Below are 18,507 nucleotides of genomic sequence, written 5' to 3'. Positions count from 1 at the left end.
ATGACGGAGACGCGCGCCCAGCATCGCCTAGGTATTGCCCTTGTCGTCGCCGCCGCTATCGCCTGGAGCACCGCGCCGTTCTTCACACGGCTGCTTCCCTACGATTCCTGGACCATCCTGTTCTGGCGCGGGTTGTTCGGCGGCGGCCTGATCATGGTCTTGATGGTGCTGTTGCAGGGCCGCGCCGGCTTGCGGGATCTGGCCAGGATCGACATCAACGGCTGGCTCGTGGCATCGTTTTCGACATTGGCGATGATCGCCTTCATTCCTTCGCTGCAGCTCACGGACGTATCCAATGTCGCCATCATCATCGCGACAGGCCCTTTCCTCGCGGCCGGACTGGCCTGGATATGGCTCAAGGAAATTCCCCATCGGCGAACCATGCTGGCGAGCGTCGTGGCGCTCTGCGGCGTCATCATCATCGTAGGTCAAGCGCGCGCCGGTTCCGACATTCTCGGTATTGCCCTCGCCTGCTTCATGGCGCTGGCGATCGCCGCGATGACGGTCATGGTGCGGCGGCACAGGAGTACGCCGATGGTCGCCGCCGCCGCGCTGTCGAACATCCTGGGCAGCGTCATCAGCATTCCCTTCGCCCACGGGATAGCTGCGATCACGGGCTTCGACCTGCTCATTCTCGCGATGTTCGGATGCTTTCAGGTAGCGCTCGGCCTCACGCTGTTCTTCCTCGGCTCGCGCCTGCTGCCGTCCGGCCAGGCGGCGCTGATCTCCACGCTGGAGACGCCGCTGATGCCGTTCTGGATCTGGGTTGGATTTGGCGAATACCCCACGCTGCGGGTGCTCGCCGGCGGCGCCCTGGTGATGGGCGCCGTCATTGCCGACATCATCGGCGATATCAGGACGCAGCGGCCGTCAGGCTGACCAGGACGAAACGGCACTCATACATCGGCGCGGGTTTATCGTATCAAAATTCGAAATCTGCCCAAACCCCCGCATGATCCGATGGCCACAACGACGGATCGCTCGCAGCGGGCCGATTGAAGCAAACGCCGCTGGCTACTGTCCTGATCGCACCAGCCGTCCAGATGTAATCGATGCATCGGTCCATCCGCGGCCAATAAGGATGGGATATCGAACCATCAGCCGCCGCGAGTGGTGTAAACGCAGTAGGCAAAGTTTGAGACGGCTGAAATCTAGTCGCCATCAATGCCGCCGAGGGCATATCCAACGTCGCGTTGAAATCTCCGCAAACGATGCAGTCCGAAACATCGTTGCGGGCGTCGATCCAAGCCAAGAGCTGCTGTACCTGAAACAGTCGCAGCGCGTCGTCTCCGCGAGACATGTATAGATGTGTGACGTAAACATCTACTGGCCTATCATCAACGATCACGCGAACGACCTGGGCCACCATGTCTCGTGTCTGATAGTCCAGGTTTGCAGTTTCGGTTATAGCAAAGCGAGTTAGTAACGCTTCTCCCTCGATTGCGGCAAGGCCGTTGACCTTCGTCTGCTGAACGAGGTTATAATGCGAACCCAGAAGTGATTTTAACTCCTTCTGTAACTCTCGTGCTGACTGCTCGACGATACTCACCTCGTTCAGCGCAATGACATCTGGTTTCATTGTCAGTAAGCCTTCAAGAATAAGCGGGCGACGCTCCTTCCACCGCTTATGATCTTGCTCGAGATTGAGCGTAACTACTCGAAATTGCATCTTTCATCTACTCGGCTTGCAGCATTTCCTGGTTTTGCCATTTGGCCCCGAAAGCGTACGTGACGCTAGGTGACAGGCCGCGGTCAGCCTTCATCCAGTTCGCATGCCTTCGCGTTATCCAGTCCACTCCCTCACCGCACCGCAAACGGCGACTGATACGGCCGGCCGAACGGCACGCCGTTGATCACGGTTTGCACGGGCTTGAGCAGCAGCTTGCCCTCGCGCTTGTTGTTGCGGGTGTCGACGAACGAGGTCTGCCCCTCCACCAGATCCATGATCGCGACATCGCCGGGCGCGCCGATCTGCAGCGTGCCGATCTTCGGCGCGCGGTTGATGATTTTCGCCGGCGCCGCGGTCGCCATCGCCACCACCTGCTCCACCGTAAATCCCAGCGGGATGAACTTGCTCATGACGTTCGGCAGATATGGCATGCCCGGCGTATTGCCGGAAAAGACGTGGATGTCGGAGGAGATCGTATCGGGCGTGCAGCCGCCTGCTATCGCCACCTCCGCCACCGTGAAATCAAAACTGCCGCCGCCATGGCCGACATCGAAGATCACGCCGCGCTGCTTGGCGGCAAGCGCCGCCGGCAACAATTTTCCATCCTGCACGATGTTGGTGAAGGCGCCGGCGATGTTCGGCGCGCCGGAATAGCAATGGGTCAGCACGTCGCCCGGCCGCAGCAAATCGAGAATCTCCGACATCAATTCCTTGGTCTCGACGCCGCCGATATGCACCATCATCTTGGCCGGCCAGCCGGACATTTCGCAGGCCTTGATGCCGCGCTTCAGCGGCTCGACGCCATGCTTGGCGATGACGTTCTCCGACATCCGCACTTTTACGCCGAGCAGGAAATCCGGATTTTCCGCCAGGGCCATCGCGCAGGCTTCCACTTGCGCATAATCGATGTTGTAGAGCTCGGCGACCGGGAAGCCGGACAGGCCGTTATTGGCGATATGGACGAAGGCGTAAATCCGCGCCCGCGATTGCGCCACGATGTAGCGCCGCAGCGCGGCGAGATTGTTGACGCCGGCGTCGCCCGCCGACACCACCGTGGTGGTGGCCTGCGCCTGCACCAGTTCGTCGGCGGGAATGCCGATCGCCGAGCCGTAAGGATAGACGTGGGAATGCAGGTCGATCAGGCCGGGCGTCACCAGTTTGCCCGAGGCGTCGATGGTCTTAGCGGCGCGCGCGGCCGGAATATCGTTCTCGACCGCCTCGATCACGCCCCAGCGAATGCCGATGTCGCGCTTGCCCCTGAGCGACTGGCTGGGGTCCAGCACGTCGCCTCCCTTGATCACGAGGTCGAACTTGTCGTTCGGCCCCATCGCGGCGTTGGCGCCGCCGGACGCGGCAGCGATAGCGGCCGATCCGGTCAGGCTCAGAAAATGACGGCGTGAAACTTCGCTCATGGCAACGCTCCCCCTGTGTTTTTTATGGGTCGGATGATGCGCCGGGCTCCGGCTTTCCGCAAGCAGGGCGTGCATCTTCCCACGCAAAGCCAACGGGGACGCCGGTGATCTCGGTGTGGGCAGACGCGCGCGTTTGGCCGCCAGAGCTCAAACTGACTGTCCACCGGCGTCGCTACGCAGGATGGGTAGAGCGACTTGTCCGCCGTAGCTCAACGAGCGAAGGCGGAAGCGAAACCCATCAACGCCAGTGTTGGTGCGCGATGGGTATCGCTTCGCTCCACTCATCCGACCAGACCGGCCAAAAGTCTAACGCCCTCGCTCGCAACCATGAGTGTCTGAATAACCATTCAGAATTCTCTTCAAGTTCCGAGGGAACGTTCGCTGCGATTTGATGTTCTATCCTCGATCTATTGAGGAGGATTGGAATGAAGAAGCTTGGATACGTTATCGCCGCACTTGGCGCACTCATCATCGCGGCGCCGTCGATTGCGAGCGCCGAGACTGTCGTTATCAAGCGTGGCGGCTATCACGGCGATCATCATCGTGGCTACGGCGCTCGCGCCGAATTCCGTGGCCATCGCGACCGCGGCTATCATCGCGGATGGCATGGTCATCGCGACCGGGTCGTGATCATCAAGCGGCATCGTCACTAAGCTCTAAATACGTGGAAGCCCTGTTCTGATCCGATCAGAACAGGGCTTTTCGTCATTCGTACGCATCTAACGAAAATGGCTCCTCACGGAGCCATTCTTTGTTGTTGCGGTCGATAGTGCGCGTAACTGCGCCTAAGTTCTCAGCTGTAGATCTCGAACAGGCCTGCACCGCCCTGGCCGCCGCCGATGCACATCGTGACGACGCCCCACTTGGCCTTGCGCCGGCGGCCTTCCTGCAGGATGTGGCCGGTGAGACGCGCGCCGGTCATGCCGAACGGGTGGCCGATCGCGATCGAGCCGCCGTTGACATTGTACTTCTCGGGATCGATGCCGAGCTTGTCGCGCGAATAGAGGCACTGGCTGGCGAAGGCTTCGTTGAGCTCCCAGAGATCGATATCGTCGATCTTCAGGCCGTGGCGCTTCAGGAGTTTCGGCACGGCGAAGATCGGGCCGATGCCCATCTCGTCCGGCTCGCAGCCCGCCGCCGCCCAGGCGACGAAACGGCCGAGTGGATTGAGGCCGCGCTTCTCGGCGTCCTTGGCTTCCATCAGCACCACCGCCGCCGCACCGTCCGAAAGCTGGCTGGCATTGCCGGCGGTAACAAACTTGCCGGCGCCCTTGACCGGCTCGAGCTTGGCAAGGCCTTCCAGCGTGGTTTCGGGCCGGTTGCATTCGTCCTTGTCGACGGTGTAGTCGACGATGCTTTCCGCTTTCGTCGCCTTGTCGACCACCTTCATCTTGGTCTTCATCGGGACGATTTCGTCCTTGAACTTGTTGGCCTGCTGCGCGGCCGCCATGCGGCGCTGCGATTCCAGCGAGTACTCGTCCTGGTATTCGCGGCTGAGCTTGTAACGCTCGGCGACGATATCGGCGGTGTCGATCATCGCCATGAAGATGTCAGGCGCGGCCTTGAGCAAATCAGGATCGATCGATTCCTTGGGCGAGCCGCCGCCGGGGATCGAGATGCTCTCGACGCCGCCGGCCACGATGCAGTCGGCGCCATCGGAGCGGATCGAGTTGGCGGCCATTGCAATGGTCTGCAGTCCCGACGAACAGAAGCGGTTGACGGAAACACCCGCAGTCGACTTCGGCATGCCGGCGAGCAACGCGGCCTGGCGGCCGATATTCGGCGCGCCATGCGCGCAATTGCCGAGATAGCAGTCCTCGACATATTCCTTCTCGACCCCGGCGCGCTCGACGGCGTGCTTGATGGCGTGGGCCGCCATCGACATCGGCGGGGTGATGTTGAACCCGCCGCGGCCGGACTTCGCCAGCCCGGTACGTGCATAGGAAACGATAACAGCTTCACGCATTTGAAAGACCTCCCTTTGATGCGATCCAGTATGGACTGGAGCCGCGCCCGTGTGTAGCGAAAACCCGAATTCCGGCCGGCGGAAAAGTCAGGAATCGCATCAATCCCAGGCCGGCGCGAAGCCCGGATTTACACACCGCCTGTCCTTCGGCAAGGCCGCGATCGCCTTCCTGTCCGCATCGTCGAGTTTCACCTTCAACGCGTCAAGATTGGCCTGTTGGCTTTCTGCTCGCGAGGCTTTCGGGATCGCGGCAACACCGTCCTGATCGAGCAGCCATCGCAGCGCGACCTGCGCCGCGGTAGCATTGTGCTTGCGCCCGATCGCCGTAAGCGCGGGGTCGGAAGCCACCCTGCCCTGCGCCAGCGGACAATAGGCGACCAGCGGAATCGATTTCGCAGTGAGAAACTGGCGCAGCCGCGTCTGGTCCAGCATCACGTGGTATTCGACCTGGTTGCAGGCGATCGGGGCGCCGATTTCCTCGACCACGGTTTTCAGGAGCGCAATGTTGAAATTGGCGACGCCGATGGCGCGGGTACGGCCTTCCTCCTTCAGCTTGATCAACGCCTCGAACATCGCGGGCAGATTCATCCTCGGCGCCGGCCAGTGCACCAGATAGAGATCGACATGATCGAGCCGGAGCTTCTTCAGGGATGCATCGAACGCCCGGCGGATCGCATCCGGCGCCAGGTTCTCGTTCCAGACCTTGGTGGTGACATGCAGATCCTTGCGGGCAACACCTGACGCGGCCATGGCAGCGCCAATGGCCTCCTCATTGCCGTACATCTCGGCGGTGTCGAGGTGCCGGTAGCCTAGCCCCAGCGCGCTTTCGACCGCGGCGCGGCAGGTATCGCCCTGCATGCGGAAGGTGCCGAGCCCGAGCCTCGGCAGGCTGATACCTTGGGTCTGCAGATGTTCCATGATGACTCCAGGAAGAACAAAGCCGCGCAGGCGTAGCGAAAGGCGCGCGGACGGTATTTCTTTGGGGGAGATAGGCCGCTATTGAGTAATCTGCGCACCGGGCGGCGGACAAATCAAGATCGGGTTAGGAATGCGTAGGGATACGATGGCAAGGGCGTTGCGACAATGGCTGGCAGCCCATGAGCTGCCTGCGATCATCGCCGCCGTGCTCGGTGTGGTGGTGGCGCTTTCCGTGCTGATGGTGGTAGGCGGCTATCTCGCGGTGACGCCCTGAGCCAATTTTATGGGCGCGCGCTCCTCATTTCGCTGTTCCGGCCGCGGCAAGAATGGGTGACCAGCGTGCGATCTCGGAGCGGACAAAACGATCGAATGCAGCTGGGTTGCGTTCGTCCTTTGCCGGTATCGCGCCGCCGAGCTGGGCAATCCGCTCGCGCACGACATCCTCACCCAGCGCCCGGTCGAGCGCGTCTGAAAGCCTGGCGATGATTTCGGGCGAAACGCCTTTCGGCGCAAACAGCCCTGCCCAGACGCTCATCTCGTAATTGACGCCGGCCTCCTTCGCGGTCGGAACGTCAGGCAGCGTTTCGAGGCGTTTTGCAGCAGAGACCGCGAAGGCCTTGACCGAGCCGGCCAAAACCGACTCAGCCACGCTGACCGACTGCTCGCACATGAAATCGACGTGACCCCCGACCAGATCGTTCAAGGCCGGGCCTGAACCGCGATAGGCGACAAGCGCCGGCTTGGCACCGATTTCCGCCGTGAACAAAAGGCACGCCATATGCGAGGACGCGCCGATGCCGCCATGGGCCTGCTTCACCGCGTCGCCCCGCTGGCGCAGCGTCGAGACGAATTCCTTCAGGTCGTTTGCCGGAAAATCCTTCCGCGCGATAATGACCGCCGGGGAATGGGCGGTGAAGCCGATTGGCACGAAATCGGCAACGGGATCGTATTTGAGGTTCGGCGTCAGCACGGGCGCGGCGACATGCGAGCCCATCGCCGCGGCAAGCAATGTATAGCCGTCGGGTGCGGCCGCCGCGACGCGGGCGCTGCCGACCGTGCCGCCGGCGCCGCTGACGTTCTCGATGATGATGGATTGTCCGAGGATTTTTGACATCTGGTTGGTAACGATGCGCGCAACGACATCGCTGGCCCCGCCGGGAGGGAACGGCACGACCACCATGATCGCCCGGGAGGGGTAGTCCTGCGCGACTACCTCCCCGACGATGCCAACCAAGACCATGGCAACCGCGAAAGCTTTCCAGACACCCGTGCCAGGCTTCATAACGCGCGCTCCCATCCTTGGCTGCTGCGCCGTCACATTTTTCCGTCGCCGTTCAATATTTCCGCGACCTCGACCGCGCGCCCCTCACGCGCCGAGAGAATCCCGGCGCGCACCACCGCGAGCGATCGCGTCGCCTCCTCGCCCCCGACCTCGTGCCGGCCCTGCCCGCGCGCCGCCGCCGCAAATTCCTCGAGCTCTTCGACCAGCGTATCGTTATTCGCGCAGGGCACCGCGACGGGCTGGCTTTCGCCGCGCTTGAGCAGCCGGAGCCCGTTATGCAAATCGTAAAACGCCGTCATGTCCTTGCCGTAGACATTCATCAAATAGTATTCGGACGCCGAGGCGTAGCTGGCATTCAGCGTCGAAAGCGCGCCGTTCTCATGCTGCAGGATCAGGCTCGCGACGTCAGGATTGTCGCCGGGCAGCACCAGTTGCGCCGACTGCGCGCGCACCGAATGGATCGGCCCGATCAGGTAGGCCAGCACGTCGGCATAGTGGATCCCGATCTGCAGCATCACGCCGCCGGGCATGCCCGCGGCCTGGTAGCGCCACGAAGAGAGATCGACCTTGCCGAGGCGATCGCGGCTGATATTCGCCTCGGCGTTGACGAGCTTGCCGAACCGGCCGGCGTCGATCTGCTGCCTGATGGTGCGGAAATGGCTTTCGCGCCGCCGCTGATAGCCGAGCGCCAGCACCACGCCGGCCTTGCGGCAGGCCTCGGTGATGGCGCGGCCATCCGAGATGCTGTTGGCGATCGGCTTGTCCAGAAAGACGTGCTTGCCGACGGCTGCGGCCGCGCAGGTCGTCGCCAGATGCACATCGTTCGGCGTCGTGTTGATGATCGCCTCGATCTCGCCATCGGCCAGCAGCGCCTCGTAGCTCGCGGCCGGCCGGCAGCGGTATTTTTCCGCGAAGCTTTTGCGTTTCTCTTCAGAACGGGTATAGCAGCCGCGGATCTCGAGCTTGCCCGAGCGCTGGATGGCATCCGCCAGAACGTCAGACCACCATCCCATCCCGATACAAGCCACGCGAAGCGGATCGGCACCCATCACTTTGCACTCCCCAAGACGATGTGATTCCCGAGCTGGCTTCCGGCGCTACGATGTCATTCCCACTTGGCGCCGATCGACTCGACGGCCAGCTTGGCGATCCGCAAATCGGTCTCCCAATCACCGCCGCTGACGCCGACGCCGCCGATGCATTCGCGGTCGACCAGCACCGGCACGCCGCCTTCCATGGCCGTCCACCGTTCCGGTCCGGCGGCAAGCGCAAGTCCGATCGCATGGCTGACGTCGAGGTCCTGACCGGCCGCGCCTTTGGCCGTGGTCGGGCGCCGGTTTGACGCGGCGCAAACCGCCTTGGTGGTGCAGGAGTGCACGGTATGGAAGCGGCCGCCGTCCATGCGCTCTATCAGGATCACATGCCCACCGGCATCCACAATGGCACAGGCGATCGCGATGTTGGCCTGGCCGGCCAATTCCAGCGCCGTCGCCATGATCTTTTTCGCGCCCTGATGCGTCAGGCGCTTGCTGTCGGCGACAAACATGGCGGGGCTCCGGTCGGGCGGGACAGGCGAAGTGTGCGCCACCGCTGCGCCTCGTTCAAGAACTAACGCAACTTCGGGATGTGGTTTTGCACACCACCGCGCCAGCGTGGTGATCCTGTCCGAACTATGCGGCGCGAACATGGAAGCTGGTCCGGGATTCCGTGCCGACGATCCCGCGGTCGAAGACGTCAGATATGCTGCGCCATGATCTGACCCGGCCGCGCGTCCGGGCGGGGCTCGATATCGACCGACCAGAGGTCCCGGTTATCGACATCCTTCAACGTCACGGTCATCACTTCGGTCTTGCCGTCGATATCGACGCGGCCGAAGAACTGCAGGCCGTAACAGGGGGCGAGATTCTCGCCGCTGCAGCCCTTCTGGAACATCGCTTTCGGTCCGAACGTGTTGTCGAGCGGGGCCGGCGCCCAGGTGCCCGCATGCAGCGGACCGGAGACGAATTCCCAGAACGGTTCGAAATCCTGATAGGCCGCGCGGTTCGGGTCGTAATGGTGCGCGGCCGTATAATGCATGTCGGCGGTCAGCCACACCGTGTTGCGGATGCCGGCGCGCTTCATGAACGACAGCAGATTGGCGATCTCGTGCTCGCGCCGCTCCGGCGGGCCGTCGCCGAGCGCGATGCCATCCTCGCTGAAGAGGCCGATCGGCATGTCGGCGGCGATCACTTTCCAGGTGGCATCGGACGCCACCAGCTCGCGCTTCAGCCAGGCCAGTTGCGCAGCACCCAGGATGCAGGTCTCGCTCAGGTCGTCGCGCTGATTCCAGGTGGAATCGCGGTAGCTGCGCATGTCGAGCATGAAGACGTCGAGCAGCGGTCCATAGGCGATCTTGCGATAGATGCGGCCGTCTTGGGCGGGCACGGCCCGCATCGGCATGAACTCATGGAACGCGCGGCGCGCTCGCGCCACCAGAAGCGAGCTGCCGTCCTCGGCATAGCCGGTCTCATCGGCGGTACCCATCGGCGCCCAATCGTTGGTGACCTCGTGGTCGTCCCATTGCGCGAACAGGGGCACGGCGGCATGGAAGGCGCGAAAGTTCTGGTCGAGCCAGTTGTATTTGTAGTTGCCGCGGAACTCGGCGAGGCTGTGGGCGACGACGGATTTTTCCTCGGTGACGACGTTTCGCCACACGTCACCATCGGGCAGCTTCAATTCCCGCTCGACCGGGCAATCCGCATAGATGTGATCGCCGGAATGGATGAAGAAGTCCGGACGGTTGTCGAGCATGGTGCGGTATGTCCGCATCCCGCCACGGCTTTCGTCGATGCCCCAGCCCTGCCCCGTGGTATCGCCCGACCAGGCGAACGATATCGAGCTTCGTGTCACGGGCGCGGTACGCAAATGCCCAAGCTGCGTCTCGCCGACGAGACCCTGCCCGCCGATATCTTCAAACCGCACGCGATAGAAAATATCCTGCCCGGCCGGCAGGCCGTCGAGCAGCACCTTTGAGGTGAAATCGCCGGCCGGCAAGGCCTCGGCGGAGGCCGAGCCAATGATGGTCTTGAAACTCTCCACAACAGAACATTCCACCTGCATCCGCGCCGGCCGGTCGGCGCGCGCCCAGATCACCGCGGAATTGGCCGAGACGTCGCCGGATTGAATGCCGCTGGTGATGAGCGGCCGGTCCGCGGCGCGGCTGAGATACGGTCTGGCGAGGCTGCCGAGACCGGCCACGGCGCATGTTGCTGCGGAGCGGACCAGCCATTGACGCCGGTTCAAGCCTTGTTGGTTCAAGCCTTGCCCGGCGCGTATCGCAATTGGCATCGAAGCACCCTCGTCGAATCACGACGAAGGTGTGCCCGTTGAGTTTGACTCGCGGCTGAAGCTTTTACGACAGGTGGATGACGTGGACGCGTCGCTTCGTAGGGTGGGTTAGCGAAGCGTAACCCACCAAAGTGTTTCTGCGGGGAGGTCAAAGCGGTGGGTTACGCCTTCGGCTAACCCACCCTACGAAGTTACGAATCTCTACCGCTCCCAGCCGCAGATGCCGCCGGACTTGCACGGCCAGGTCTGGATGCGCGTATCGCGCGCCTGCGCGTCGAGTGGGTTGCTGTGACGCCGCGCCAGCTTGGTGCGGGCGGCGGCGCGCGGCTTTTCGACACGCTGCTCCGCCACTTGCGGCTTGGGCGCGGCTTCCTTTGCCACCACCACGCGTTCCGTCTTCACCGGCTTGCGATCGGTCCTCGCCTCGATACGGACCGGAGCGAATTGCGTCTCGGGGCCGAGTCGCTTCGGCGAGAGCAGGGCCTGAGGAAGATCGAGGCCGAGGAACTCGTCGGCGCGATATTCGTCGGCCAGCGCGGCGCTGCCCGACATCAGGAGCCCTGTACAAAGCGCTGTCGCAATAGCCGTTTTCAGGCCCATCGCTGGCCTCCTGAAATCTACCAAAAGGGTGAAACTGACACCTTGATGTAGGAAGCCGGCCGGACAATGCCAGCCGTTCCCGGTCACAAGATGAACGATGGTTGGTCCCGGCTGTGGAAAAGTCCACAATCCGGATGAACAGCCCTACTCGGCGGCCTGCGCCACCGGCTGGCCGATCGCGGCTTCCAGGCGCGCGCATTCTCCGCGGAATTTTGCGACATTGGCTTCCTTGATGTGGCCGTAGCCGCGAACGAGTTCCGCGGATTTTGCCAGCGCTACCAGGCGCGGCCAGTCCTGCGGTTTCGCCTTGTCGAGATGGCGGAACATCATCGTGGAATATTCGCCCGGCAAGGCGCGTTCCATCCGGCGCTCAGTCGTGTAACCGAACGGATCGAACGCCGTTCCGCGCAGGAACTTGAACCGCGTCAGCAGGTCGAAGGCGCGAAAAATCCAGGAACCGAACTCGCGCTTGCGCAAATGTCCGGTCACCTTGTCGCGCGACGCCAGCAGCGGAGGCGCGAGGCTGACCTTGACGCCGGGGTCGCCGTCGAACTGTTCCTTCAACGCTTTTGCGAACTCGCCGTCGGAATAGAGCCGGGCGACTTCGTATTCGTCCTTGTAGGCCATCAGCTTGAACAGGCCTTTTGCAAAGGCCTCGGTGAGGTCATGCGAACCGGGCGAGCCCTCGGCTTCGGCGGCACGGACGCGCTCCACCTTGGCGAGGTAGCGCTTCGAATAAGCCTCATTCTGGTACTCGATCAGGAAATTGGCGCGGAAAGCGATGCTCTCGTCGAGCGTCCGCTTGGCCGGCGCCGCGCCTGAGTTCTTGAAGCGCGCGGCGCTGACGACGCGCTGCAGGTCGTGTGCGGCGAGCCGGCCCCAGGAGAACGCCAGCTTGTTCATCTCGATCGCCGCGCCATTGAGGTCGATCGCCTTCATGATCGCCTCCAGCGAAAGCGGAATCGCGCCGCGCTGGAAAGCAAAGCCAAGCATGAAGGCGTTGGTGGCGATGCTGTCGCCCATCAGTGCGGTGGCAAGCCCGGTGGCGTCCAGAATATCGAGATCGGAGGCGCTGACGGCCCCGTTGAGCGAGTCCCGCATCGTCCCCGCCTCGAAGTCGATGTCGGGGTTGATGACGAAACTCGCGGTCGGCAGCAGGTCGGCATTGACGATGGCGCGGGTCACACCGCGCTCGGCCCGGCTCAGCGCCGGGATGCTGGTGGCGACCACGATGTCGCAGCCGAGGATGAGGTTGGCCCCGCCCGGCGCGATGCGGACGGTCGCGAGATCGTCGGCTTCGGGCGCGATGCGGACGTGGCTCATGACCGCGCCGTTCTTCTGCGATAATCCCGTGAAGTCGAGCGTCGAGCACGCCTTGCCGTCGACATGGGCGGCCATGCCAAGCAGAGCGCCAATGGTGATGACGCCGGTGCCGCCGATCCCGGTGACGAGGATGTTGTAGGCGCCGTCGAGCACAGGCGTGGCCGGGACCGGCAGATCGGCGAACAGTGCCGACGGATCGGCTGCCGTACGGTTGGCCTTCCTCAGCTTGCCGCCATGCACGGTGACAAAGCTCGGGCAAAAGCCCTCGATGCAGGAAAAGTCCTTGTTGCAGTTCGACTGGTCGATCCGCCGCTTGCGGCCGAACTCGGTTTCCAGCGGCTGTACCGAGACGCAGTTCGAAACAGCCGAGCAATCGCCGCAGCCTTCGCAGACGCGCTCATTGATAAAGACGCGCTTCGCCGGGTCCGGATAGAGGCCGCGCTTGCGGCGGCGGCGCTTTTCCGCCGCGCAGGTCTGGTCGTAGATCAGCACCGTGAGGCCCTTGACCTCGCGCAGCTCTTTCTGCACCGCGTCGAGTTCGCGGCGATGATGAACGGTTGCGCCTGACGGGAAGTAATTGCTGGGGTATTTCTCCGGCTCGTCCGAGACGATGACAAGGCGCTTGGCGCCTTCCGCCGAAACCTGGTGCGCGATCTGCGAAACCGTCAGCCCGCCTTCGGCCGGCTGGCCGCCGGTCATCGCCACGGCGTCATTATAAAGAATCTTGTAGGTGATGTTGACGCCGGAAGCCGCCGCGGCACGGATCGCCAGCAGGCCGGAATGGGTATAGGTGCCATCGCCCAAATTCTGGAACACGTGTTGTTCATTGGTGAACGGCGCCTGCCCGATCCAGGTGACGCCTTCGGCGCCCATATGCGAGATGGTCTGGGTGCGGCGGTTCGGCACCGACAGCGCCATGCCGTGACAGCCAATGCCGGCCATGGCGCGGCTGCCCTCGGGGATCTTTGTCGAGGTGTTGTGCGGGCAGCCCGAACAGAAATACGGCGTGCGCTGCAGCTTTGCGGCGCCAATGCCCTCCGCCGGCCGGTCGAAGGCCTCAAGTTTTGCCAGACGCTGCTCCAGCGCTGGGCTGCGGTGGCCGAGCCTGCGCAACCGCGCGACCACCGCCGCCGCCACCATGGTCGGCGTCAACTCGCCCTCGCTTGGCAGCAGCATTGCGCCGGTCTCGTCGCGCTTGCCGACCACGGAAGGTCGCCTCGACGCATCGACATTATAAAGAATGCGCAGAAGCTGGTCCTCGATGAACCCGCGCTTCTCCTCGACCACGAGCACGTCCTGCAGGCCTTCCGCGAACGCCTTTGCGCCTGCCTCCTCCAGCGGCCAGGTCAGCGCCACCTTGTAGATGCGCAGCCCCAGCGCCTGCGCCTCGGCGTCTGATATACCGAGGTCGGCCAGTGCCTGCCGGAGATCCAGATACGCCTTGCCGGTCGCCATGATGCCGAGCCGCGCCGGTTTCGAATCCAGCACGATGCGGTCGAAGCGGTTGACGCGCGTGAAAGCCGCCACCGCCTGCATCTTCGGGCCGTGCAGCCGCCGCTCCTGCTCCAGTGGCGCATCCGGCCAGCGGATCGAAAGTCCGCCCGGCGGCATTTCGAAATCATCGGGCATGATGATCTTGATGCGATCGGGATCGCTGACGATCGAGGCCGAGCTTTCGACCGTCTCGGAAATCGCCTTGAAGCCGACCCAGCAACTCGAGTAGCGCGACAGCGCAAAGCCCAGGATGCCGAGATCGAGATAATCCTGCAGCGTCGCCGGATTGACCACCGGCATCAATGCCGCGGCGAACACCTGCTCGCTCTGATGGGCGAGCGTCGAGGACTGGCAGCCATGGTCGTCGCCGGCCAGCGCGATCACGCCGCCGTTGCGCGACGTGCCGGCCGAGTTGGCATGCTTGAGCGCGTCCATCGAGCGGTCGACGCCGGGGCCCTTGCCATACCAGATGCCGAATACGCCATCGACCTTGGCCCCGGGGAACATGCCGACCTGCTGGCTGCCCCACACGGCGGTCGCCGCCAGGTCCTCGTTGAGACCGGGTGCGAACTCGATGTCATGCTGCTTGAGGAAGGTTTTGGCGCGCCACAGCGCGTGGTCGTACATGCCGAGCGGCGAGCCGCGGTAGCCGGAGATGAAACCGGCCGTGTTGAGCCCCGCTGCGCGGTCGCGTTCGCGCTGCAACATGGGGAGTCGAACCAGCGCCTGTGTACCGGAGAGGAATATGCGCTTCGCATCCAGACGATATTTGTCGTCCAGCCCAACTTCCATCAACGCCATTCGTCCGCTCCCCGTCGCACGTTCCGCCGGTGATTTGAACCGGTCTAATTGTGACCAGAATGCACCGGTTCTGCTATGCGTGCCCAGCGTGAATTCATGGCCGCAGGACATATCTCGCCTGTCCTGTGGATCGCTCTTGCCGAAATCCGTCTTCTTTGAAACGCTTCCGCGTAAAGGGGGACACCAGGGATGACAGAAGCGGCGTTCACGACCGAGCTATTGGAAAGCGGCAATCTGCTGGTGGGGCCGTGGCGCAGTCCCAAGCAGATGCTTCACGCGCAGGTCTACGACTCCCACGCCTCGATCCACGACGATGCGACCGCGCAAAAGCTCGGCTTTCAGGGCGGCACCATCGAGGGCCCGACCCATTTCAGCCAGTTCGCGCCGCTGTGCGAGCGGATCTGGGGCCGGGCCTGGTTCGAGACCGGGTGCCTGTCGGCACATTACCGCAACCCCGCCTTCGAGGGCGAGGAGGTGCAGGCCAATATCGAAAAGCCGAAGCCGGGCGAGAGGGTCTGCGCGATCGGCATGACCAAGCGCGACGGCACCGAAATTCTACGCGGCACGGCATCGGTTGGCGATGTGGCGGAAACGGCATTAAGCCGGCGGCTTGGCGAACTGAAGCCGCTTGCCGATCCCGTCATTCTGGCCGACCTCAAGGTCGGCATGAAGACGCCCCGCCAGACGGTGAGAATGGATTTCGACCAGCACATGGGCGAGCTCTACCCGTTTTCGCTGGCGCAGAAGCTGAAGGTCATCACCGAACCCTCGGCCTATTATTCGCAGGAACTGAACCCGTGGGGCCGGGCGATCATCCCCATGGAGATGCTGAGCGTGCTGTTTCAATACCGCGCCCGCGAGGACAAACTGCCGATCCGGGGACCGGCGGTCGGGCTGTTTGCCGATCAGGAAATCCGCCTGCTGAGCGGGCCGCTATTCCCGGGCGAAACCTACACCACCGAGCGTGAGGTCGTGGCGCTGAGCGGCAGCCGCCGCACCGAAAGCGCATGGATACGCACGACCGTATTCGCGAAAGACGACAAGCCGGTCGCAACCATGCTGCTCAACATGGCCAGCATCAAGGACTCCTACGCCAACTACGAGCAGGATCATAAAGCGCTCTACGGCTAAATGAGCCCCATCCACTATCGCCAGCAAGGACAACAAGAAAATGGCCCGCCTGCCCTATCTCGAAGCCGACCAGGTCGCCCCCGAATACCGCGACATGCTCAAGCGCAACACGAACCTGCACAAGCTGCTGGTGAATTCGCCCGACATGGCGCGCGCCTTCAACGGCGTCGGCGGCTACATCCGCTTCAACAGCAAGCTCGACCCGCGCTTGCGTGAACTTGCGATCCTCCAGGTCGGCTGGATGGAGAAATCGGAATACGAGTTCACCCACCATGTGAAGATCGGCAAGGAGTTCGGCGTCACCGACGACGATATCGCCGCCCTGATGGCCGAGACCGACGGCAAGCCCTCAAAGCTCGAGCCGCTGGCAAAAGCCATCCTGCGCGGCGCCCGCGAGATGGTGCGCGAACTTGCGATGTCGGATGCGACGTTCGCCGAGATCAAGAAAGAGCTTTCGGATGAGCACATGGTCGACCTCGTGCTCACCATCGCCTTCTACTGCGCCGTCGTCCGCGTGCTGGCGACGATGAAAATGGACAACGAACCCTACTACAAAGAGGTACTGAAACAGTACCCGATCCCGGGAGTGGAGTGAAATGCGCCTGAAAGATCGTGTCGCCATCGTCGTCGGCGCCGGCCAAAGCCCCGGCGAGGGCATCGGCAACGGCCGCGCCACCGCGCTGACTTTTGCGCGCGAAGGCGCAAAAGTGTTGTGCGTGGATCACAATCTGGCCTCCGCCCAGGAGACCGTCGACCTGATCGCCGCCAAGGACGGCACCGCGGCGGCGTTCAAGGCGGACGTCACCAAAAATGCCGACCTCAAGGCGATGGTGGAGGATGCGAAAGGACGCTGGGGCCGCGTCGACATCCTGCACAACAATGTCGGCGTCAGCCTGTCCGGCGGCGATGCCGAACTGCTCGACATCTCGGAGGAAGCATTCGACCGCTGCGTAGCGATCAATCTGAAAAGCTGCGTGCTGGCCGCCAAGCACGTCATCCCGATCATGCGGGCGCAGAAGAGCGGCGCTATCATCAACATCTCGTCGATGGCCGCGATCACCACCTATCCCTATGTGGCCTACAAGGCGACCAAGTCGGCGATGATCGCCTTCACCGAACAGCTCGCCTATCAGAACGCGCAATACGGCATCCGCGCCAACGTCATCCTGCCGGGCCTGATGAACACGCCGATGGCGGTCGACACCCGCGCGCGCGAATGGGGGAAGAGCCGCGCCGAAGTCGAGGCCGAGCGCGACGCCAAGGTTCCGCTGCGCCACAAGATGGGCACCGGCTGGGACGTCGCCAACGCCGCGCTGTTCCTCGCCTCCGACGAAGCGAGTTTCATTACGGGTGTAACGCTGCCTGTCGACGGCGGGTCGAGCGTGCGGCGGGGATAGAAATCGGAGGGTGGGCAAAGGCGCACTTGCGCCGTGCCCACCATTCTCTCAGCGTAAAAAAAGATGGTGGGCACGCTTCGCTTTGCCCACCCTACGGCAGCTACCCCCGCGCAAAAAAGGCAGCGCATTTACGTGACCAAAGCCGACCTCTCCGACCTCTATCGAAACTACATTGCCTGCCTGAACAAGCAGGACTGGGCGATGCTGAGCCAGTTCGTTCATCACGACGCGGTCCACAACGGCCGGCAGATCGGCTTGTCAGGTTATCTCGAAATGCTGGAGCGAGACTTTGATGAAATTCCCGACCTTCATTTCAACATCCAGATGCTGATTGCCGATCCACCTTATATTGCCAGCCGGCTAAGCTTCGACTGCACGCCGAAGGGAACCTTCCTTGGCCTCCAGGTCGGCGGGAAGAGAGTTTCATTCACTGAGAATGTTTTCTACGAGTTTTGGAACAACAAGATTCGCGAAGTTTGGTCGGTGATAGACAAGGTGGCCATCGAAGCTCAGCTTTAGCGACAGGTATTGTCACGCGTTCCCCAGGCGCGAGAAGGCGTGTTCCCAATACCCGCACGTTTACCTTTGGTTAGTAACTTTCTCTTAAGGGTTGCGGCGATTGGGCGGTCTTTTTGACGCCCCATGTTCACACGAGCTGCGCCAGCGTATTTGTTCGGCCATCTGTGTGATTCGACACATTCAATTGATTCCAGTGACACGATGATGTGACGCCGCATCGTCGCTCGTCGCGATACCGACTCGTTGCGGTCGCACGAATTTCACGTGCGCTCGCTAATACGCGCCACAAGAATTGTGGCAAAGCGCTGCAAGAATGCCGAGGCACCATGAACGAAGAATTCGACTACGAACTGACGCCATCCCAGTGGGAAGCCTTGAAAGCGTTGCGGACGCCCGCTTCGCGCCTGCCGCGCATGAGCCGCACCACGATCGACGGCCTGATCGCGCTGGAACTTGCCGTTATGAACGGTGATGCGCCCGCCATCACGGCGCAGGGACGCAAGGTGCTGATTCGCGGCTCATCGCTGCTGTTGCAGGATCTGGCCGCCTGATCCGCGCGGCATTGCGCGCCTGCAGCATAAATTCCGGATTGACCACACCTGATTCCCTTGGATATCAGGGTTCCATCGACTGAGTGGCAACTAGGGTTCCGGATGGCGAGGCCGCCA

General features: G+C 62.7%; 18 protein-coding genes. 8 read left to right on the top strand and 10 right to left on the bottom strand.

Annotated features, from left to right (window positions below):
* On the top strand, positions 1-879 hold the full coding sequence (locus ACPPVP_RS12220) for a DMT family transporter (protein ID WP_426534445.1): 879 nt from the start codon (positions 1-3) through the stop codon (positions 877-879).
* Positions 880-922: 43 nt separating this feature from the next.
* Here the strand turns inward: ACPPVP_RS12220 and ACPPVP_RS12215 are convergent, their stop codons facing one another.
* On the bottom strand, positions 923-1,669 hold the full coding sequence (locus ACPPVP_RS12215) for an endonuclease/exonuclease/phosphatase family protein (protein WP_426534443.1): 747 nt from the start codon (positions 1,667-1,669) through the stop codon (positions 923-925).
* Between the two features lie 131 nt (positions 1,670-1,800).
* Positions 1,801-3,081, bottom strand: coding sequence for an amidohydrolase family protein (locus tag ACPPVP_RS12210; protein ID WP_426534442.1), 1,281 nt, complete (start codon positions 3,079-3,081; stop codon positions 1,801-1,803).
* A 425-nt stretch (positions 3,082-3,506) separates the two neighbouring features.
* Here ACPPVP_RS12210 and ACPPVP_RS12205 point away from each other — a divergent pair, with 425 nt between their 5' ends.
* Entirely contained in the window at positions 3,507-3,734 is a 228-nt protein-coding gene (locus ACPPVP_RS12205) for a hypothetical protein (protein ID WP_426534440.1), read from the top strand.
* 140 nt (positions 3,735-3,874) lie between these two features.
* On the opposite strand, the gene ACPPVP_RS12200 is transcribed toward ACPPVP_RS12205, so the two are convergent.
* The gene (locus tag ACPPVP_RS12200; protein WP_426534438.1) at positions 3,875-5,047 is read right to left on the bottom strand and encodes an acetyl-CoA C-acyltransferase; all 1,173 of its coding nucleotides are present in this window, start codon (positions 5,045-5,047) and stop codon (positions 3,875-3,877) included.
* A gap of 99 nt (positions 5,048-5,146) precedes the next feature.
* Positions 5,147-5,965 (bottom strand): aldo/keto reductase, encoded by an 819-nt coding sequence (locus ACPPVP_RS12195; protein WP_426534436.1) that lies wholly within the window; start codon positions 5,963-5,965, stop codon positions 5,147-5,149.
* A gap of 130 nt (positions 5,966-6,095) precedes the next feature.
* Here ACPPVP_RS12195 and ACPPVP_RS12190 point away from each other — a divergent pair, with 130 nt between their 5' ends.
* Positions 6,096-6,239, top strand: coding sequence for a hypothetical protein (locus ACPPVP_RS12190; protein ID WP_426534434.1), 144 nt, complete (start codon positions 6,096-6,098; stop codon positions 6,237-6,239).
* Positions 6,240-6,263: 24 nt separating this feature from the next.
* Here the strand turns inward: ACPPVP_RS12190 and ACPPVP_RS12185 are convergent, their stop codons facing one another.
* The 6 genes from ACPPVP_RS12185 to ACPPVP_RS12160 form a co-directional block, all read right to left on the bottom strand.
* Positions 6,264-7,247, bottom strand: coding sequence for a tripartite tricarboxylate transporter substrate-binding protein (locus tag ACPPVP_RS12185; RefSeq protein ID WP_426534432.1), 984 nt, complete (start codon positions 7,245-7,247; stop codon positions 6,264-6,266).
* A 32-nt stretch (positions 7,248-7,279) separates the two neighbouring features.
* Positions 7,280-8,296 carry a Gfo/Idh/MocA family protein gene (locus tag ACPPVP_RS12180; RefSeq protein WP_426534430.1) on the bottom strand — a complete coding sequence of 339 codons (1,017 nt, stop codon included), beginning with the start codon at positions 8,294-8,296 and terminating at the stop codon, positions 7,280-7,282.
* 56 nt (positions 8,297-8,352) lie between these two features.
* A complete protein-coding gene (locus ACPPVP_RS12175; RefSeq protein WP_426534428.1) occupies positions 8,353-8,793 on the bottom strand; it encodes a GlcG/HbpS family heme-binding protein in 441 nt (146 codons plus the stop codon).
* Positions 8,794-8,981: 188 nt separating this feature from the next.
* Complete coding sequence (locus ACPPVP_RS12170; RefSeq protein ID WP_426534426.1) at positions 8,982-10,574, bottom strand: alkaline phosphatase D family protein; 1,593 nt, start codon at positions 10,572-10,574, stop codon at positions 8,982-8,984.
* Positions 10,575-10,775: 201 nt separating this feature from the next.
* On the bottom strand, positions 10,776-11,174 hold the full coding sequence (locus tag ACPPVP_RS12165) for a hypothetical protein (protein ID WP_426534424.1): 399 nt from the start codon (positions 11,172-11,174) through the stop codon (positions 10,776-10,778).
* A gap of 144 nt (positions 11,175-11,318) precedes the next feature.
* A complete protein-coding gene (locus tag ACPPVP_RS12160; RefSeq protein WP_426534422.1) occupies positions 11,319-14,792 on the bottom strand; it encodes an indolepyruvate ferredoxin oxidoreductase family protein in 3,474 nt (1,157 codons plus the stop codon).
* Positions 14,793-14,981: 189 nt separating this feature from the next.
* Here ACPPVP_RS12160 and ACPPVP_RS12155 point away from each other — a divergent pair, with 189 nt between their 5' ends.
* The 5 genes from ACPPVP_RS12155 (at position 14,982) to ACPPVP_RS12135 (ending at position 18,390) form a co-directional block, all read left to right on the top strand.
* Positions 14,982-15,923, top strand: a complete 942-nt coding sequence (locus ACPPVP_RS12155; RefSeq protein ID WP_426534420.1) for a hypothetical protein — start codon at positions 14,982-14,984, stop codon at positions 15,921-15,923.
* A 40-nt stretch (positions 15,924-15,963) separates the two neighbouring features.
* Entirely contained in the window at positions 15,964-16,518 is a 555-nt protein-coding gene (locus ACPPVP_RS12150) for a carboxymuconolactone decarboxylase family protein (protein ID WP_426534418.1), read from the top strand.
* A 1-nt stretch (position 16,519) separates the two neighbouring features.
* Positions 16,520-17,320 (top strand): SDR family NAD(P)-dependent oxidoreductase, encoded by an 801-nt coding sequence (locus ACPPVP_RS12145; protein ID WP_426534416.1) that lies wholly within the window; start codon positions 16,520-16,522, stop codon positions 17,318-17,320.
* Between the two features lie 132 nt (positions 17,321-17,452).
* The gene (locus tag ACPPVP_RS12140; RefSeq protein WP_426537814.1) at positions 17,453-17,839 is read left to right on the top strand and encodes an ester cyclase; all 387 of its coding nucleotides are present in this window, start codon (positions 17,453-17,455) and stop codon (positions 17,837-17,839) included.
* Positions 17,840-18,165: 326 nt separating this feature from the next.
* Positions 18,166-18,390 carry a hypothetical protein gene (locus ACPPVP_RS12135; protein ID WP_426534414.1) on the top strand — a complete coding sequence of 75 codons (225 nt, stop codon included), beginning with the start codon at positions 18,166-18,168 and terminating at the stop codon, positions 18,388-18,390.
* Positions 18,391-18,507: the final 117 nt, after the last annotated feature.

The sequence above is a fragment of the Bradyrhizobium sp. McL0615 genome (assembly GCF_049993905.1).
Classification (GTDB): domain Bacteria; phylum Pseudomonadota; class Alphaproteobacteria; order Rhizobiales; family Xanthobacteraceae; genus Bradyrhizobium.
Note: the sequence above shows the minus strand (reverse complement) of the source record. Positions and strands in the feature narration are given on the sequence as shown.

Coding starts and splice junctions, on each gene's coding strand:
- ACPPVP_RS12145 (WP_426534416.1), top strand. CDS start 16,520: ATGCGCCTGAAAGATCGTGTCGCCATCGTCGTCGGCGCCGGCCAAAGC.
- ACPPVP_RS12170 (WP_426534426.1), bottom strand. CDS start 10,574: ATGCCAATTGCGATACGCGCCGGGCAAGGCTTGAACCAACAAGGCTTG.
- ACPPVP_RS12195 (WP_426534436.1), bottom strand. CDS start 5,965: ATGGAACATCTGCAGACCCAAGGTATCAGCCTGCCGAGGCTCGGGCTC.
- ACPPVP_RS12180 (WP_426534430.1), bottom strand. CDS start 8,296: ATGGGTGCCGATCCGCTTCGCGTGGCTTGTATCGGGATGGGATGGTGG.
- ACPPVP_RS12190 (WP_426534434.1), top strand. CDS start 6,096: ATGCGTAGGGATACGATGGCAAGGGCGTTGCGACAATGGCTGGCAGCC.
- ACPPVP_RS12215 (WP_426534443.1), bottom strand. CDS start 1,669: ATGCAATTTCGAGTAGTTACGCTCAATCTCGAGCAAGATCATAAGCGG.
- ACPPVP_RS12175 (WP_426534428.1), bottom strand. CDS start 8,793: ATGTTTGTCGCCGACAGCAAGCGCCTGACGCATCAGGGCGCGAAAAAG.
- ACPPVP_RS12220 (WP_426534445.1), top strand. CDS start 1: ATGACGGAGACGCGCGCCCAGCATCGCCTAGGTATTGCCCTTGTCGTC.
- ACPPVP_RS12150 (WP_426534418.1), top strand. CDS start 15,964: ATGGCCCGCCTGCCCTATCTCGAAGCCGACCAGGTCGCCCCCGAATAC.
- ACPPVP_RS12205 (WP_426534440.1), top strand. CDS start 3,507: ATGAAGAAGCTTGGATACGTTATCGCCGCACTTGGCGCACTCATCATC.
- ACPPVP_RS12200 (WP_426534438.1), bottom strand. CDS start 5,047: ATGCGTGAAGCTGTTATCGTTTCCTATGCACGTACCGGGCTGGCGAAG.
- ACPPVP_RS12185 (WP_426534432.1), bottom strand. CDS start 7,247: ATGAAGCCTGGCACGGGTGTCTGGAAAGCTTTCGCGGTTGCCATGGTC.
- ACPPVP_RS12155 (WP_426534420.1), top strand. CDS start 14,982: ATGACAGAAGCGGCGTTCACGACCGAGCTATTGGAAAGCGGCAATCTG.
- ACPPVP_RS12160 (WP_426534422.1), bottom strand. CDS start 14,792: ATGGCGTTGATGGAAGTTGGGCTGGACGACAAATATCGTCTGGATGCG.
- ACPPVP_RS12165 (WP_426534424.1), bottom strand. CDS start 11,174: ATGGGCCTGAAAACGGCTATTGCGACAGCGCTTTGTACAGGGCTCCTG.
- ACPPVP_RS12210 (WP_426534442.1), bottom strand. CDS start 3,081: ATGAGCGAAGTTTCACGCCGTCATTTTCTGAGCCTGACCGGATCGGCC.
- ACPPVP_RS12135 (WP_426534414.1), top strand. CDS start 18,166: ATGAACGAAGAATTCGACTACGAACTGACGCCATCCCAGTGGGAAGCC.